The organism is Gluconobacter sp., from assembly GCF_047722525.1.
Lineage (GTDB): Bacteria > Pseudomonadota > Alphaproteobacteria > Acetobacterales > Acetobacteraceae > Gluconobacter.
The window spans coordinates 354,094-370,317 of sequence record NZ_JBDNYY010000001.1; the positions used below are offsets into that span (position 1 = coordinate 354,094).

At 59.8% G+C, this 16,224-nt stretch carries 18 protein-coding genes and 3 tRNA genes; 7 read left to right on the forward strand and 14 right to left on the reverse strand.

All coding sequences use genetic code 11. From position 1 onward, the window contains the following. The first annotated feature begins 26 nt into the window (after window positions 1-26). Together ABF859_RS01680 and ABF859_RS01685 are read left to right on the forward strand one after the other, a co-directional pair. Window positions 27-599 carry an isochorismatase family protein gene (locus ABF859_RS01680; protein WP_415525680.1) on the forward strand — a complete coding sequence of 191 codons (573 nt, stop codon included), beginning with the start codon at window positions 27-29 and terminating at the stop codon, window positions 597-599. Between the two features lie 11 nt (window positions 600-610). Further along, window positions 611-1,021 (forward strand): Ivy family c-type lysozyme inhibitor, encoded by a 411-nt coding sequence (locus tag ABF859_RS01685; protein WP_415525502.1) that lies wholly within the window; start codon window positions 611-613, stop codon window positions 1,019-1,021. Between the two features lie 43 nt (window positions 1,022-1,064). Here ABF859_RS01685 and ABF859_RS01690 read toward each other — a convergent pair. The 3 genes from ABF859_RS01690 to gpt form a co-directional block, all read right to left on the reverse strand. Further along, window positions 1,065-1,141 (reverse strand) — tRNA-Arg (locus ABF859_RS01690). An 18-nt stretch (window positions 1,142-1,159) separates the two neighbouring features. Then, window positions 1,160-1,236, reverse strand: a tRNA-Pro gene (locus ABF859_RS01695). A gap of 49 nt (window positions 1,237-1,285) precedes the next feature. Then, complete coding sequence (gene gpt, locus ABF859_RS01700) at window positions 1,286-1,792, reverse strand: xanthine phosphoribosyltransferase (RefSeq protein ID WP_415525504.1); 507 nt, start codon at window positions 1,790-1,792, stop codon at window positions 1,286-1,288. Window positions 1,793-1,862: 70 nt separating this feature from the next. Here gpt and ABF859_RS01705 point away from each other — a divergent pair, with 70 nt between their 5' ends. After that, window positions 1,863-3,089 (forward strand): MFS transporter, encoded by a 1,227-nt coding sequence (locus ABF859_RS01705; protein WP_415525506.1) that lies wholly within the window; start codon window positions 1,863-1,865, stop codon window positions 3,087-3,089. 69 nt (window positions 3,090-3,158) lie between these two features. Here the strand turns inward: ABF859_RS01705 and ABF859_RS01710 are convergent. The 4 genes from ABF859_RS01710 to ispH all read right to left on the reverse strand — a co-directional run bounded on the left by ABF859_RS01710 (window position 3,159) and on the right by ispH (window position 5,757). Further along, a tRNA-Asn gene (locus ABF859_RS01710) sits at window positions 3,159-3,234 on the reverse strand. A 110-nt stretch (window positions 3,235-3,344) separates the two neighbouring features. Continuing rightward, window positions 3,345-3,797 carry a ribonuclease HI gene (rnhA, locus tag ABF859_RS01715; protein WP_415525508.1) on the reverse strand — a complete coding sequence of 151 codons (453 nt, stop codon included), beginning with the start codon at window positions 3,795-3,797 and terminating at the stop codon, window positions 3,345-3,347. Then, window positions 3,790-4,740 (reverse strand): homoserine kinase, encoded by a 951-nt coding sequence (locus tag ABF859_RS01720; RefSeq protein ID WP_415525510.1) that lies wholly within the window; start codon window positions 4,738-4,740, stop codon window positions 3,790-3,792. The genes rnhA and ABF859_RS01720 overlap by 8 nt, the downstream gene beginning before the upstream one ends. Before the next feature lie 6 nt (window positions 4,741-4,746). Next, window positions 4,747-5,757 (reverse strand): 4-hydroxy-3-methylbut-2-enyl diphosphate reductase, encoded by a 1,011-nt coding sequence (gene ispH, locus ABF859_RS01725; protein WP_415525512.1) that lies wholly within the window; start codon window positions 5,755-5,757, stop codon window positions 4,747-4,749. 102 nt (window positions 5,758-5,859) lie between these two features. Here ispH and ABF859_RS01730 point away from each other — a divergent pair, with 102 nt between their 5' ends. Next, a complete protein-coding gene (locus tag ABF859_RS01730) occupies window positions 5,860-6,453 on the forward strand; it encodes a hypothetical protein (protein ID WP_415525514.1) in 594 nt (197 codons plus the stop codon). A 132-nt stretch (window positions 6,454-6,585) separates the two neighbouring features. Continuing rightward, window positions 6,586-8,469 carry an OPT family oligopeptide transporter gene (locus tag ABF859_RS01735; protein ID WP_415525516.1) on the forward strand — a complete coding sequence of 628 codons (1,884 nt, stop codon included), beginning with the start codon at window positions 6,586-6,588 and terminating at the stop codon, window positions 8,467-8,469. A gap of 16 nt (window positions 8,470-8,485) precedes the next feature. On the opposite strand, the gene ABF859_RS01740 is transcribed toward ABF859_RS01735, so the two are convergent. From ABF859_RS01740 to ABF859_RS01750, 3 genes are all read right to left on the reverse strand, one after another. Further along, on the reverse strand, window positions 8,486-9,052 hold the full coding sequence (locus ABF859_RS01740) for a hypothetical protein (RefSeq protein ID WP_415525518.1): 567 nt from the start codon (window positions 9,050-9,052) through the stop codon (window positions 8,486-8,488). Window positions 9,053-9,268: 216 nt separating this feature from the next. Next, the gene (locus ABF859_RS01745; RefSeq protein ID WP_415525520.1) at window positions 9,269-9,841 is read right to left on the reverse strand and encodes a cob(I)yrinic acid a,c-diamide adenosyltransferase; all 573 of its coding nucleotides are present in this window, start codon (window positions 9,839-9,841) and stop codon (window positions 9,269-9,271) included. Window positions 9,842-9,869: 28 nt separating this feature from the next. Next, window positions 9,870-10,460: a DUF4142 domain-containing protein gene (locus tag ABF859_RS01750; RefSeq protein WP_415525522.1), complete on the reverse strand. Its 591-nt coding sequence runs from the start codon at window positions 10,458-10,460 to the stop codon at window positions 9,870-9,872. 115 nt (window positions 10,461-10,575) lie between these two features. Between ABF859_RS01750 and ABF859_RS01755 the strand changes: the two genes are divergently transcribed. Further along, on the forward strand, window positions 10,576-11,007 hold the full coding sequence (locus ABF859_RS01755) for a DUF423 domain-containing protein (RefSeq protein WP_415525524.1): 432 nt from the start codon (window positions 10,576-10,578) through the stop codon (window positions 11,005-11,007). 7 nt (window positions 11,008-11,014) lie between these two features. Here ABF859_RS01755 and ABF859_RS01760 read toward each other — a convergent pair whose 3' ends face one another. Further along, window positions 11,015-11,347, reverse strand: a complete 333-nt coding sequence (locus ABF859_RS01760; RefSeq protein WP_415525526.1) for a hypothetical protein — start codon at window positions 11,345-11,347, stop codon at window positions 11,015-11,017. Between the two features lie 89 nt (window positions 11,348-11,436). Here ABF859_RS01760 and ABF859_RS01765 point away from each other — a divergent pair, with 89 nt between their 5' ends. Further along, window positions 11,437-11,961 (forward strand): thioredoxin family protein, encoded by a 525-nt coding sequence (locus ABF859_RS01765; protein ID WP_415525528.1) that lies wholly within the window; start codon window positions 11,437-11,439, stop codon window positions 11,959-11,961. Between the two features lie 42 nt (window positions 11,962-12,003). Here ABF859_RS01765 and ABF859_RS01770 read toward each other — a convergent pair whose 3' ends face one another. Genes ABF859_RS01770 through ABF859_RS01780 form a run of 3 tightly spaced genes read right to left on the reverse strand, consistent with a single transcriptional unit; the run spans window position 12,004 to window position 16,144 of the window. Continuing rightward, window positions 12,004-13,692, reverse strand: a complete 1,689-nt coding sequence (locus ABF859_RS01770; RefSeq protein ID WP_415525530.1) for a M3 family oligoendopeptidase — start codon at window positions 13,690-13,692, stop codon at window positions 12,004-12,006. A gap of 41 nt (window positions 13,693-13,733) precedes the next feature. Continuing rightward, window positions 13,734-14,945 carry a pyridoxal phosphate-dependent aminotransferase gene (locus ABF859_RS01775; RefSeq protein WP_415525532.1) on the reverse strand — a complete coding sequence of 404 codons (1,212 nt, stop codon included), beginning with the start codon at window positions 14,943-14,945 and terminating at the stop codon, window positions 13,734-13,736. Continuing rightward, window positions 14,942-16,144, reverse strand: a complete 1,203-nt coding sequence (locus tag ABF859_RS01780) for a pyridoxal phosphate-dependent aminotransferase (protein ID WP_415525534.1) — start codon at window positions 16,142-16,144, stop codon at window positions 14,942-14,944. Before ABF859_RS01780 ends, ABF859_RS01775 begins: the two co-directional genes overlap by 4 nt. Between the last annotated feature and the right edge of the window lie 80 nt (window positions 16,145-16,224).

The following is a 16,224-nucleotide window of genomic DNA, read 5'->3' on the forward strand; positions in this document are numbered from 1 at the left end:
TGACGGAGCCTGCTTAGATCATGGGTATGACCGATCTCAGCCGCTCCGCTCTCATTCTTGTCGATATCCAGAATGATTTCCTGCCCGGTGGCGCTCTTGCCGTCCCGGACGGGGATAGCATTCTCAGGGCCGTCAATGCGCTCGCCAGACTCCCGTTCAGGGCTGTTATCGCAACACAGGACTGGCATCCCCTTCATCATTGCTCATTCCGCACAGAGGGTGGTCCCTGGCCGTCTCACTGCGTCGCCGGAACTCATGGGGCGGATTTTCCAGACACACTCTTCCCCGAGCCTGTGACGCATATCGTGCGCAAGGGTGTCCTTAAGGACAGGGACAGCTATTCGGGATTTCTGGACAACGACCGTGCAACTTCCACCGGTCTGGACGGGTTGTTACAAGGTCTCGGCATCAACCATGTGGTCGTCTGCGGACTGGCTCTTGATTACTGCGTTATGGCCACAGCGCTGGATGCCGTGGGTTGCGGCTATCAGACTGACGTCATTCCCGAGGCCTGTCGGGGGATTGCAGCTGATCCAAAAGCCACTCTGGAAAAACTTGAAAAACAGGGCGTTCTGTTGAAAAGCGTGAATGCCTTCTAAAGGTCACGATAATGCACATAACCAGACTGCTACCCGCCATGCTCGCATGTGCGGCGCTTCAGACCGCCTCGGCAGCCAGCCCTCCGATAACTGCCGATCTGGCCAAGACACAGGGGTTCCGGCAGGCCTATCAGGCTATGGTGACGTTGCCCTCATGGGTCACGACGGCGCATGCGACATCGGGGCCCGTCAGCGATTTCACCCTTGGAGGCAAATCCTATTTTCTGGGATATATGTGTCGACCTCATGACTGTGCAGCAGAACAGCTTGAGGTTGTGTTTGCGAAAGACCATTCAGCCGCATGGGGGCTGTTGAGCATCAAACAGGACGGGCCGTTGAAACAGGATTTTCTCGGAGCGCCCGATGCAGAAATGCAGAAGGTTCTTCTCAAAGCCTATAAGGCTAATAATCCAGCAGACTGAATTTAAAGGACAATGGAGCGCCAGCTGATTTCTCTTGAATGGCTGGTGCGCCCTGATGGATTCGAACCATCGACCCACAGCTTAGAAGGCTGTTGCTCTATCCATCTGAGCTAAGGGCGCATCAATGAGGCCATTAACTGGTCGGGGCGCCCGGACTCGAACCGGGGGCCTCTTGTACCCAAAACAAGCGCGCTACCAGGCTGCGCCACGCCCCGAACCGGCCGGAACCTAGGATGTCTGACCGGTTGAGGCAAGAGGGTTTTTTTATTCGCCTTCGCTTCGTACGAGCGGGGGCACGAAAAGCGGTGCGGTATCCCACGGGAACAGGACCCAGGTGTCCTGGGCGACTTCGGTTACATAATGATCGGTGAAGGGCTTGCCGTCAGGCTTGGCATAAAGGCACGCAAACACGGCCTTGGGCAGCAGTTCACGGACAATGCGGGCAGTTACACCCGAATCCACCAGATCATCCACGATCAGGAAGCCTTCGCCATCACCTGCGGCAACAGGGGGCTTGACCACCTTGGGCTCGTGCTGGGTGCCTTCTTCGCCGGCATAGCTGATGACCGAAACGCTTTCGATCAGGCGGCAACCCATTTCGCGGCCAAGAATGGCGGCCGGGATCAGGCCGCCACGGGTAATGGCAACGATTCCACGGAAAGGACCATGCTTCTGCATGAGAGTTGCGGCCAGAAGGCGGGCGTCACGATGGAGCTGGTCCCAGGTGACGGTCGCATAATGAACGGTTTTGGGAGTTTGATTGGCTGTCATGCTCTTCCTCTGCCTTCCGTCTCGCAATTTTGCAATAAACTTGAGAGACGGAAATGCCTAAAGTGCCGCAATGATTGATCCGGCCCTGCGCTCCCTCCCCGGCCTTCCGTCCCTGATTGTCGGAAGAATTTTCTCACAGCTTTCCGCCACGACCATGACGATCGCCATTGGGTGGCAGATCTATGCCCTCACCCATGACGTGGCGTCCCTGGGGTATCTGGGACTGGCCCAGTTCCTCCCCATGCTCCCCTTGACCTTCGTCGCCGGCCATGTCGCGGACCGTTTCAACCGGCGCACCATCGTCCTGATCTGTCAGGCCTGCGAAATCCTGGCCACGGCGGCACTCGCGATCGCAGCGGCATTTCATGTCCTGACAACAGGTGCCATCTATACGTTCGCGGCATTCTACGGCGTTCTGAGAAGTTTCGAGATGCCCTGTCAGCAGGCATTTCTTCCTGCGATTGCACCGCCCTCCCTTCTTCCCCGCGCACAGGCCCTGCTCTCTTCCCTGTTCATGACAGCATCCATCGTCGGCCCCAGTCTAGGCGGCCTGCTCTACGGGATTGGCCCGGTCGTCTGTTACGGGCTTTCAACTGCCGGGTTCGCAGCAGCTTTCGCAGGAACCCTGTCACTCAGGCTGCTTCATACCGTTCCAGCGAAGGAACCCGTCACCTTCGCATCGGTTTTCGCCGGCCTATCCTTTCTCAATCGGCGACGGGATCTTCTCGGCGCCATTACGCTCGATCTGTTCGCGGTGCTGCTCGGGGGCGCAACAGCGATGCTTCCCGTCTATGCGGACGGGATTCTGCATGTGGGCCCTGTCGGTCTGGGCCTATTGCGCGCTGCTCCGGCCATCGGGGCGCTTCTGATGTCCTGTGGGCTGTCACGATATCCGCTGAAGGGTCGGGCGGGCCTCATCATGTTTGTGGCAGTCGTGGTCTTCGGTGTTGCGACGATTGCCTTTGGTGCCTCCCATACGGTCTGGCTCTCGATCGTTGCCCTGATGGTGCTCGGAGCATCCGACGTCATCAGCGTGGTGATCCGCTCTTCACTGATCCAGCTCGCGACACCGGATTCGATGCGCGGGCGCGTCTCGGCCGTGAACACGCTGTTTATCGGCTCCAGCAACCAGCTTGGTGAATTTGAAAGCGGCATGCTCGGAACCGCAATCGGGCCGGAAGCGGCTGTCATCGCCGGTGGCGTCGGCACCATTCTGGTGGCGGCCGTCTGGGCCCGCCTTTTCCCGCGCCTGTGGGCGCTTGATCGACTGGAAGACGTCTTTCCGGAAGAACAGTAGGGCCAGAAATGCAAAAAGCTCCCGAAAGGGAGCTTTGTTTGCGGCCGGAGCAGCTTTCCGAAGAAAGGCTGGCTCCCGAAGTAGGACTCGAACCTACGACCCAGCGATTAACAGTCGCTTGCTCTACCAACTGAGCTATTCGGGACCGGCGAGGTGGTATGTAGCCAAATGGTCGGGGTCGGTAAAGCCCCTAAATGAACTTTTTTTGTCGATTTTTTCGTTTCTCTTCAAAGACCTGAGAAAAACCGTCATTTTTCAGAGCTCTTCCCGTCCCCGGGTTGCGAGCTGGTCCACCCGCTCATTGTTTTCGTCACCTGAATGACCCTTCACCCAGAGCCAGTCGATCTCATGCGGCTTCGCGGCTTCAAGGATTCGCTGCCACAGATCCATGTTCGCAACGGGATCGCCCGCTGCATTGCGCCATTTCCGCCGGACCCAGCCTGTATGCCAGCGGGTAATGCCGTTGCGCAGATATTCGCTGTCCGTATGCAATGTCACGACACAGGGCCGTTTCAGGGCTTCCAGCGCCTCGGCCGCCGCTGTCAGTTCCATACGGTTATTGGTGGTCTCCGGGTCGCCGCCCAGAAGTTCCTTTTCCTGACCGCGACAGACGAGAAGCGCGCCCCATCCGCCGGGACCGGGGTTGGGTTTGCATCCCCCATCCGTCCAGATTTCAACCTGAGGCCGTTCCGGAGATGCCTCAGACATGGTTTACACTCGCGAAATGACGCAGACGCACCAGATAGGCCAGCGGGTCCTTGCGGGTCACCAGTGCATTCGCAGGCGTGTTGATCCAATCGTACAGCCGCGTCAGCAGGAAGCGGATCGCAGCGCCCTGACACAGGATCGGCAGCGCAGTTTTTTCTGCGTGACTGAGCGGACGGATGCTTTCATAACCCTGCAGAATGGCAGCCGCGAAAGACGGTTCGAACGTTTTTTCGTCGCGAAAACACCAGGCATTCAGGCAGATCGCCAGATCGTAGGCCAGAAAATCCGTGCAGGCAAAATAGAAGTCGATCAGCCCCGAGACCTGCCCGTTCTGGAAAAAGACATTATCTGGAAACAGGTCCGCATGAATCTGCCCGCGCGGGAGAGCGTCCGGTGCAGGCCATGCGGCCTCGACGTTCTGAAGCGCCTTCCGGACTTCAGCCGTCAGACCGGGGGAAAGAGCGTCCCCGCTTTCGCCGCAGCTTTCGAGCAGCGCTCCCCATGCCGCCGGAGACAGGGCATTGGGCCGGACCGCATCATATCCTTCACCGGCAAGATGCAGCCGGGCCAGCGCCTTGCCGAGTTCCAGACACAGGCCCGCATCAAGCTGGGTCGCAGAAATACCGGGAAGAAAGGTCGTGATGGCGGCGGGACGGTCTGCAAGACTTCGAAGAGCCTTGCCGTCCCGATCCGATACGGGAAGCGGGCAGTTCAGCCCCCTGCCCGCCAGATGCTGCATGAGCCCCAGAAACCACGGAAGTTCAGCGGCATTTACACGCCGCTCGAACAGCGTGAGAATGTAATCCCCCTCCGTGGTGCGGAGAAGGAAATTACTGTTTTCGACACCCTCGGCGATGCCATGAAACGAGACCAGCGTCCCGATCTCGTAAGTGCCAAGAAACGCTTCGAGCGTCTCGGCCGCCAGTTCCGTATAGACGGCCATGAGAAATCAGTCGTCCTCGCCAGCCAGGGGGCCAGGCAGACGGAAGTTGATGTTCTCTTCCTTGACGATCCGCTCTTCGATCTTGAGCGTGTACTTCTCGGCCAGAGCCGTCACCATTTCCTGCACGAGGCTCTCGGGAGCGGACGCGCCGGCACTGATACCCAGCGTTTCCACGCCTTCGAGGACGCTCCAGTCAAGGTTTTCGAGCTTCGGCACCAGCAGCGCACGGCGCGCGCCCGAACGCTCGGCCACTTCCCGCAGACGCTGCGAGTTGGACGAGTTGGGCGAGCCGATCACGATCACCAGATCGCTCTCGGGCGCGATGGCCTTCACGGCTTCCTGACGGTTGGTCGTGGCATAGCAGATGTCCTCACGCTTCGGCCCTTCGATGAGCGGGAAACGCGAACGCAGGATGTCCACGATCTCTGCCGTGTCATCGACAGAGAGAGTCGTCTGCGTGATGAAGGCGAGCTTGGTCGGGTCTTCCGGCTGGATCGTGCGGGCTTCTTCCGCATCGTTGATGAGCGTGACGGCGCCCGGCGGGAGCTGGCCCATCGTACCCACCACTTCCGGATGACCGGCATGGCCGATCATCAGGATGTGGCGCTGGTCCGGGCCACCGCCTGCGAAGTGACGCTCGGCTTCGCGATGAACCTTCGACACCAGCGGGCAGGTCGCATCCAGATACAGCAGATTGCGGCGCTGCGCCTCTGCCGGCACGGCCTTGGGAACGCCATGCGCCGAGAAAACGACATGTCCGTCTTCAGGAACCTCATCCAGTTCCTCGACGAAAATGGCGCCCTTGGCTTCCAGTCCTTCAACGACAGTCCGGTTGTGGACGATCTCGTGACGGACATAGACCGGAGCGCCGTAACGGCGCAGGGCCTCTTCCACGACACGGATGGCACGGTCCACACCGGCGCAGAATCCACGCGGACCGGCGAGCAGGACGCGAAGGGTTTTATGGGCTTCCACACCGTCGGTGCGGGAAGGAGCGAAAGTCATCTGTTCTGACATGGTGTTCCCCAAGCGGGCGGAGTTCGATATGTAGGACCAGTATCGACCGGATTGCCTCTCGTCGCAACGTCCGGGCCGCTTTGTTGGGAGTTTCTTCAGCTGATGCCAGCCATCCGGCGCTTCGCCTCGCCCCTGTTTGCTCCGGCTTTTGCCCTTGTGGCACTTTCGAGTCTGGCCGGCTGCGACGAATCCAACCCGAGTTTCTTCGCACCCGCCTGCCCGGCGCTCGACATTCCGGGTTCGGCAGCGGACCAGTTCGTCTATGACGGCAAGAGCGCGGATATCGGCAGTCTCGTCAGCCACGCCCAGATCGCCTCCCTCTCCGGGGACTGCGAACGTGGTCCGGATGGTCCGCATGGCCACCAGACGGTCCGCACGCGTCTGAGCCTTGCGATGAACCTGACCCGTGGTCCGGCTGCAACCAGCAGCACGATCGATGTGCCGTATTTCATCGTCATCATGCGGGACGGCAAGATCGTGGACAAGAAGGTCTTCACCGACAGCTTCCGCTTTCCGGCCAATGTCAGCACGCAGTCGGTCCGCACGAATCTGCGTCTGATCGACCTGCCGGCGACCGAGAACATGACGCAGGAAAACCCGTACACACTGGAAATTGGCTATCAGTTGACGCACGGTGAACTGGGCTACAATCGCGAGCATCTCGCTCCGGTCGCCTTCCATTCCCACACCCAGTAAAAAGCGCCCGGCCCGACAGTTTTCAGACAAAAGCGGCAATCAGCTCCACTAATGGCGATTGTCGCATGAACGGCCCGACGCGCGGACGGAGCGCAACACTTCGTACCCGCTATCATTTCGGAACTGAAACACATGGACAGTCGCGAACTGACCCTCCGCGGAATTATTCTCGGAGCCCTCATCACGGTCGTCTTTACGGCAGCGAACGTCTATCTGGGTCTGAAGATCGGCCTGACTTTCGGCTCGTCCATTCCCGCCACGATCATCTCGATGGCCGTCCTGCGCTTCATGGGCAGGGGGACCATGCTGGAAAACAACATGGTCCAGACGCAGGCTTCGGCCGCCGGAACCCTGTCCTGTGTGTTTGCAGCCCTCCCGGCCCTCATCATGGTCGGATACTGGCATGAATTTCCCTATGTCATCACGCTCCTGCTGACGATGGCGGGCGGCATGACGGGTGTTGTCTTCACCATCCCGCTGCGACGGGCGCTCGTCAGCAACTCCGACCTCCCCTATCCCGAAGGCACAGCGTGCGCGGAAATCCTGCGCGCCTCCTCGCCAGAAGGAGATGCCCGCAGCCTGAGATCGCTGACCCTCGGCACAGTCGTCTCCGGTGTCATCGCTTTTGCCACTTCGGGACTGCGTCTTCTGTCGGACGGGTTTTCCGCCGCCACCGTCATCGGATCATCGGCTTTCCGCCTGAACGGGAGTTTTTCGCTTGCCCTGCTGGGGACCGGTTATCTGGTCGGCATCGGAGGCGGGATTGCCATGCTTCTGGGCGTGTTTCTGGCCTGGGGCGTGATGGTCCCGGTTCTGGGTCACCTCGCCCCCTCCGCCACTCCGCTCGCAGAAGCCTCGGGTCTGTGGCTGCACAAGGTCCGCTTCATCGGCGCCGGAACCATTGCGGTCGCGGCGATCTGGACCCTGCTGGCTCTCGCAAAGCCCGTGGCGCAGGGGCTGAAAGAGGCCCTCTCGGTCAGTCATCAGACGACTGGTGACGAGAGTGACCGCGATCTGGCGCCCCGGACGCTGATCGGACTGTGTGCAGGGCTTGCGGTCCTTCTGGCCGGACTGTTCAGCTATTTCCTGTGGCCTGTCATGCCGCATGGGGGAGCCCTTGGCACACTGGTCGTTCTGGGCCTGATCGCCTGTTTCGGGCTGGGTTTTCTGGTCGCCAGCGCCTGTGGCTATATGGCTGGCATCATCGGTTCGTCGTCCTCGCCCATTTCCGGCGTCGGGATCATCGCCATCATCGCCATTTCTGTCGCTCTCTGGGGACTGGAAAGCAGTGGGCTGCTCACGGTTGAACAGCGCCCGATCGCCATTGCCTTCGGACTGTTCGTGCTCTCTGCCATTACGGCATCAGCCGCTGTATCCAATGACAATCTTCAGGATCTCAAGACCGGTCAGCTTGTCGGTGCGGCTCCCTGGAGACAGGAGGTCGCCCTGCTGATCGGCTGTGCCGTCGGCGCGGTCGTCATCCCATGGGTGCTTCAGGTCCTGTATCAGGCTTACGGCTTTGCAGGGGCGATGCCGAGTGCAGGAATGGACCTGTCACGCGCACTGGCCGCCCCCCAGCCTGCCCTGATGGCCGCGATCGCCACCGGCATTCTGACCCATCAACTCGATTGGCTGATGCTCGAAATCGGGGCTGCCATCGGCGTAGTTCTGGTCTTGCTGGATATCGCGCTGCACCGTCGCAATCTGGCGCTTCCGCCGCTTGCCGTCGGCATGGGCATCTACCTTCCGGCAGATGTCTCGGTCACGATCGGGATCGGTGCGGGGCTCGGGTGGCTGCTGCGGCGCTTCCCGAAGGACCAGGGAACAATGATCGCATCAGGCTTCATCGTGGGAGAGAGCCTGATCGGCGTGGCATTGGCAGCAATGGCCGGTGCCACGGGAAGCGCCGATACACTGGCACTGCCCATACCGGCCCTGCTGAATGCAGGGCTGGGCTGGGCCGTCTTCTGTGGCGTCCTGCTCTGGTTCGGACGGCAGGTCAGACAGTCACGATAAACAAACAGGCCTGTAGTCAGGCCTTCACCCACCACTGCACGGGTTCCTGCTCCGCCACATCCGCCGCTTCTGCCATTTCCACGGCTTCCGGAGCAGCTTCCTTGCGCGGACGCCCGACCGGACGGGGTGTGCGACGAGCGGCTTCCGCGGCCTGCTCACGGGCCTGATGGAGACAGGCCTTCAGTGTCTGGATCGCGTCCTGATTTTCACGGAGCTCGCGGTTCAGTTCGCTGATCTGGATCTTCGCGTGAGCTTCGCGCGTCTCGAACGCCTTAAGCTGCGACCGAACTTCCGTCAGGCTCCGCTCGGCTTCTTCCCAGCGGCGCTGCTCACGCTTGACCGACTGGCGCAGACGCTCGATTTCTTCCTGGTCTTCCTGACTGGGATTGCGCGCAGCAATGCCACGGCCACCCTGATGTTCGACCACGACCTGTCCGTCACGGACAAAGCGACGGCGACGTTCGGTCATTGTCGGGGTGACAGGCCGTGATTTGTTGGGAGATCGGGAAGAGGCTCCTGCCCCCAGACGGGCCAGAGCCTGCCGCAGCTTGTCTTCTTCGTTAACCTGATGCTCGTCCTGCATTCTGTATTCTTCAGCCAATATGATATTTATAGATTTCTCCCCTGTCGGACAGGTCTGCCAAACGACAGAAAAGCTGAACGGGCCCTTGGCCCACCCAGCAACGACATGTCCTGACAAGGATATGAAAAGTCGACTCGTCTGGAGGAACTCCAGCGTTCTGACGCAAGTTTCCTAGCACTTCACGAACATTCTGTCATCAGCCCATTAGGCGGATGCTTATATTTTCTTCTGATGCCAGCGTCCGGGAGACCAGAGAATATCCGTTTCACCGTGATTATTGGCATGACGGGCAAGAACAAAGAAGTAATCGGACAGTCTGTTCAGAAAGCGGAGTGCTTCTGCCGGAGGCTGCTCCAGCACGGCCACCCGACGTTCGGCCCGGCGGGCAACCGTTCTTGCAAGATGCGCCTGCGCGGCAACGGGGCTTCCACCGGGCAGGACAAAACTTCTGAGTTCCTGCTGGTGTTGGCGCAGATCTTCCAGCCGGACTTCAAGCCATGCGCAGGCCTGTGGCGTCAGGCTGGGAGAACGGTCCGGATCCGGCATGCAGAGATCCGCCCCGAGATCAAACAGGCAGGACTGGATCTGCCGGACCTCGTCTCCGAGACCGGCAGTCCTGGTATCCTGTGTCATGTGACAGCACAGGACACCAAGATGGGCATTAAGCTCATCGACAGTGCCCATGGCTTCGATACGATCGGACGCCTTGGAAACACGCGTTCCGTCTCCAAGTGACGTCTGCCCCCCGTCGCCGCCACGGGTTACGATCCTGTCGATACGGATGCTCATGCCCGTTTTCCGTCTTTCCTGAAGATGCTCAGCGGTTTCTTTTGTACTTCGCGTGATGACGGATCGTGTGATCCCCCATCAGATCATGCGCACGGGACGTATGATCCGTGAGCATCTTGTCCGTGTCCGAAGCAAGGGTCTTGATATCGGGCGTACCGCCTGAGGCCTTGGCCGTGGTGATGGCCTTGCCGAGATCCGCCGTCCGGGTGCTCACGACGTCGCGCAGGAACATGCGGTCAAATGCCGCACCATAAAGGTGGGAAAACGAATCGACGTGTTCCTGATCGGCTGCATCGATCTTGGCGGCCACGGTCAGGTTGGCGTCCGATGCGATCTTGGCGACAGCCTTCTGGTTTGTCGTATGGTCACCCTGAACCGTCGTCGCAAACGCCTTGATCACATCGCTGTTGCTGTGTGTGGCCGCAAGGGTGGCAATGGCGATCTGTGTCTGATCCATTTCATCAACCTGCTGGATGAATGCCGCATCCGCCGTGGTCAGCTTGTAGGTGGACGCCACGCTGGGGAGAGCGGGAGCCGGCGGCGCATCGGGAGCATTACAGGCGGCAAGACCGACAAGAAGGCCGGCGGACATGCACAGGCGGAGATATGAAACAGTCATCAAAGCTTCCTTTTTCAAACGCACCTGCCCCTGAAGGACAGGCCGCGACAGACTGACATTCCACTCATGACAGTCTCTCATTCGCTGTTCAGACAACACATGATACATTCATGGCATGTCCGCAAATCCTGTCCGTTCCAGCATGCCCGATCCGATCCGGGGAAGTTTCATTTTCGCTGCCCTGTCCGCTGCGTCGGGCGTCATGCTGGGTGCCTTGTCCGCGCATCTGCCCGACCGGCTTTTCGCGGTTCCGGGTGGGCGGGCCATGCTGCATTCCGCAGTCGAAATACAGATGTGGCATGCGCTGGGCCTCTGCCTGCTTTCGCTCAATGCCAGCCGACTGTCACCCAGGCTGATCCGCATGGCCTGTCTGTGCATGGCTGTTGGCATGGTGCTGTTCTGTGTGCCCGTCATCCTTCTGGCCCTGTTCGACATGAAACTGGGCTCCATCTCGATCGGACGGATCGCCCCCTATGGCGGGACGATGCTCATGATCGCCTGGTGCCTGGCGGCCGCCTCGGCTTTCCGGCGTCCCTTCCAGAACTGAAATGCTGTCAGAGACGGCGTTTTCTGATTCGCTGAAAAATAAGGATGCCAATTGCCTGAACGGCAAGCGCCACAAGGAAACAGACAATGATGATGCCGGTCAGGATCAGTTGTTCGCGTCCAAGACCGGATTCAATATGAAACAGGCTATAGAGTTCCTGCCAGACGGATGTCCCCGCCACATGCTGCGCAAGTCTGATCGCCGGCTGCCAGAAACGGAACACCGAGGCGAAAGCAAGCGTCAGCCCCACAAGAGTCACGGTACGGATCAGGGTTTCCCTGACACTGACTTCCCGGGGTGACCCGCCATCCGTGCGTGCTGCTGGTTTCTTCAAACGCATGACCTTTCATGGAAATTGAGCTTTAATCATCTGGTCCTGTCATTCTGCGTTATGGCATGCAGACGACAACATCAATGAAAGCCTTTTTCATGCGCCGCTCCCTTCTTGCCGCTGCCGGCCTCGGTCTGGCGCTCACCACGACTCTTCCCGCTCATGCCGCATCCACGAACGTGGCGGCAATTCCAGCCCCCCGGTTGAGCGAAACGTCTGCGCCTCCTGTTGCCACCCCGTATCCCGATACGGCTGTGGCCCATGATCAGGTGGCACAGGCTTTCGCTCTGGCACAGAAGACCCATCGCAGGGTTCTGCTCGATTTCGGCGGCAACTGGTGCCCGGACTGCAAGATGCTCAGCGGTATTTTCGCCCTGCCCGATGCCGCACACTGGCTGGACAGCCAGTTCGTCGTGGTGCCGGTCAATGTGGGACGCATCAACACGAATCTTGATCTGGCCGCCCGGTATGGCGTGACCATCAAGGCAGTTCCGACCGTCATCATCGTCACACCTGATGGTCACGCTCTGAACGGCGACGGCTCCACGGCTCTGGGCAATGCCAGAAGCATGTCCCCGCAGGCCGTTCTGGACCTCATTTCCGACTGGAACAAACGCGGATAAGTTCTTGAAGCTCCGGCTTTTTACCGGAGCTTCACCAGACTGTCAGAGGGCGAGAACCTGCTCGGCCTCATGGACGACTTCTGCCAGAACATCTGCTTCGAATGGAGATGTCAGCCCGGCTTCGGACACAAGCTGCGCGAACGGTTTCGAGCCCCCCTCCGCACAGAGTTTGCGATAGGTTTCCAGCGTCCCTTCCCGATCAAGCCGCGAGCCCAGCCAGAGCTGCAACGCACAGCACTGCGCCAGCGCATAGTCGATGTAATAAAAGGGCAGCCGGTAGATATGGAGCTGCGCCTGCCAGCGACCACCCTTTGCCGGATAGTCCAGATCGCCCCAGTCCCGCCACGGCATGTAGAGCTTTTCAAGCCGCTGCCATGTCTCATGCCGTTCTTCCGACGTCATTTCCGGATGTGCGTAAATTTCGTGCTGGAAGTGATCGACGCAGACGCCGTACGGGAAGAATGACAGAGCATCGATCAGATGCATGCGGCGATAACGATCCGCCGCGCCATCCTCGACCAGTTCACCAATCTGGGGCCAGGTCAGGAACTCAAGACCCATGGAATGGATTTCAGCGGCTTCCATGGTGGGCCAGAGCTGGTCGATCCACGGCAGGTCACGACTTTTCCAGTTCTGGAACGCATGACCCATTTCATGCGTGAAAACACCAATATCATTATGGGTGCCATTGAAATTGGCAAAGATATAGGGCGTTCCAACAGTCGGGAAAGACGTGCAGAAACCGCCCCCCGCCTTGCCATCACGGTTTTTAAGATCGAGATAGCCCAGATCGCGCATCTGGACATAGAAATCAGCCATCTCGCCTGACGGATCGAGATCGCGGAACATGGTCTCCGCACGCGAGACCAGAAGATCATGATCTCCTGCGGGTTCCGGATTGCCCTGCAGATCGATCAGCGCCTCATCCCAGGCCATCAGCCTGTCACAGCCCATTTTCAGGCGGCGACGCTCCATGAGCGAACTGATGAGCGGCGTGACATACGCCAGGACTTTTTCCCGGAACGCCGCGACCTGTTCGGGGCCATAATCCGTCCGACGCATCCGGCGATACCCAAGTTCGATATAGTTCTCGAACCCCAGCGTCTTTGCCATGCGATCCCGCAGGGCCACGAGTTTGTCGTAAAGCCCGTCCAGCTCCGCTCCGTTTTCCTCAAAAAAGGTCCAGCGCGCCTTTTCTGCGGCATGACGAACGTCCCGATCCAGTCCCTGCAGGTAAGGCACCAGCCCGGATAAATTGAGCGTTTTTCCATCGAAAGGAATCTTTGCCGATGCCAGAAGCGCCGTGTACTCACCGGTGAGACGCGCCTCTTCCTCAAGATCCGTGCTGATACGCGGATCGAACGTCGTCGTATCAGACTCCCAGAGGCGCACCACATGCGGCGTGACGATAGCGTCAAGGCCTTCGCGATCGGGGTCCGCCAGAAGGCGTTTCTTGACCGTCACTTCATGATCGGTTGCGACCGGAGAGAGCCGGTCGGCATAGTCCCGGTCGGCTTTGGCGGTCTCGTCCTGCGTATTGCGCGAAAACTGCAGGTGAACGTGCGACGCCCAGGATTCATACTCGCGTCGGACCGCATCAAAAGCGTGCAGGGCTTCGACACGGTCCCCTGCGTCAAGCAGGGATGCGATGGCATCATAACGGGCCTTGAGCGACTGCTCGTCAGGCCGGGGGAAAGACAGTTCGGAAAAGGGTGGGATTGTCTTCGTCATGGCATAATTCTGCCATTCCCCCGCTCCCGCGTCCATGCCTGTCAAAGGCGTTGGATATCGCCCACGAACTGCGCGATACGACGGCAGGCCTCCACAAGCTGATCATCCGACGCCGCAAAGGACAGGCGCAGATACGGACTGTATCCGAAAGCCGAACCCGGCACGGTCGCGACATGGGCCTCGTCCAGCAACGCTTCTGCGAATGCCACATCCGTATCGAGCAACCGGCCCTGCCCCGACGTCCCGCCGATCAGCGCCGCAATCCCGGGATAGGCATAGAACGCCCCCTCCGGCATCACACAGGTCAGGCCGGGAACGCCCTGCAATGTTCCGACGACCAGCCCGCGCCGGCGCTCATAGGTTTCCAGCATCCGTGCGATCCCGTCGGAATCTCCATCCAGCGCCGCGACCGATCCCGCCTGCGCCAGCGTGCACACACCGGATGTGGAGTTGCCCTGCACGCCGATCATCGCTTCGATCAGGGGAACCGGACCACAGGCGAACCCGACCCGCCAGCCCGTCATCGCATAGGCCTTGGCCATCCCGTTCACGATCAGGATGCGATCCGCCAGATCGGGCGCGACACTCAGCAGGGACAGGTGTTTTTTCCCGTCGAACGTCAGATGCTCGTAGATCTCGTCGCTCATCACAAGAACATGCGGCGCGTCCCGCAGCACATCCGCAATGGCTTCCAGATCCTGACGCTCAAGGATGGCACCGGTCGGGTTGTTGGGAAAATTCAGCACCAGCCATTTCGTGCGCGGCGTAATGGCCTCGCGGATTGCCGCGGGGTCAGGCCGGAAACCATTTTCTTCCCGACAGCGGATCTCGACCGGAACCCCACCGAGCATGCGGGTAATCAGCGGATAGCTGACCCAGTAAGGCGCAGGCACAATGACCTCGTCGCCAGCTTCCAGAGAAGCCATCAGCGCATTGAAGATCACCTGCTTGCCGCCATTCGCAACCATGATCCGGTCAGGCGTGACGTCCAGACCGTTGTCGCGCCGGAACTTCCGGATAATGGCGTCAATCAGGGGCTTCTGACCCCGGATTGGCGGATAGCCGGTGTCTCCCGCTTTTGCTGCGCCATAGGCGGCTTCGATGGCCTCTGGCGGGGAAGGAAAATCCGGCTGCCCGAGAGCGAGGGAAATGACGTCTGCTCCCTGCGCCCTCAGTTCACGCGCTCTCGCAGCCATCGCGATGGTCGCGGGCTGCGGAAGATTCGCGAGGCGTGAGGCAATGGTAAAACTCATGAAAGCCCCCGGCAGAAATTCTGGATGCGGGTGCAGGCCTCCTTCAGCAGTTCAGTACTGGTGGCATAGGAGATCCGGAAATATCCCGGCGTCAGGAATGCCGTTCCATGCACGGCCGCGACGCCGGTTTCCTCAAGAAGGGCGGTCACGAAAGCCTCGTCGCCATCAATCAGACGCCCCCCTTTGCTGGTCTTGCCCAGCGCTCCGGCAATGGACGGGAAGGCGTAGAAGGCTCCTTCCGGAAGCACACAACTCAGGCCCGGCGCATCGTTCAGCATGCCGATCACCAGATTGCGCCGCTCCTGATAGACCTTCACCATGTCCGAAATAAAGTCCTGCGGACCGGACACGGCTTCCTGTGCGGCAGCCTGAGCGATGGAGCAGGGATTGCTCGTGCTCTGCCCCTGCAACTTGATGAGCTGTTTTGTGAATTCCACGGGTGCCGCAGCAAACCCGATCCGCCAGCCTGTCATGGCATAGGCCTTGGAAACACCGTTCATCGTCACGGTGCGCGACCGCAGGCGCGGCTCGACCTGCACGACGGTCTTTGCAACTGCGCCGTCATACAGGAGCTTGGCGTACATATCGTCTGTCAGGATCCAGATATCCGGATAGTCCAGCAGAACGTCCGTCAATTCCCTCAGGGCCGCCGCATCGTAAGCCGCACCTGTCGGATTACAGGGCGAATTAAGGCACAGCCATTTGGTACGGGGCGTAATCGCAGCGCGAAGCTGCTCGCCCGTGAGGCGGAAACCGTTTTCCGGGGCGGTCTGGACAATGACAGGCGTGCCATCGGCCAGCGTCACGATATCGGGATAGGACACCCAGGCAGGAGCCGGGATAATGACCTCGTCACCTGCGTTCAGCGTCGAGACCATAACATTATAGATGACCTGTTTGCCGCCCGTGGAGACGCAGATTTCCTCAGCCTTGTAATCAAGATCGAAATCAGCGTTCAGACGCGCCGCCACAGCCTTGCGGAGCTCAAGGGTCCCGGCAACATCGGTGTATTTTGTCTTGCCTGCCTCGATAGCCCGGATCGCCGCCCGCTTGATGAAGTCAGGCGTATCGAAATCAGGCTCTCCTGCGGAGAGGCTGATGATATCGCGACCCTCAGCTTTCAGGGCGCGTGCTTTCTGGGTCACGGCAATCGTCTGGCTGGGAAGAATACGGTTCAGACGGTCGGCAATAAAGGACATGACAGGTTTCCGGATCATTTCGACGGCGCGATCCTAGACACGTTCGGGCAGTTTTGACCACAGGCGGCCAGGCTCCAGTC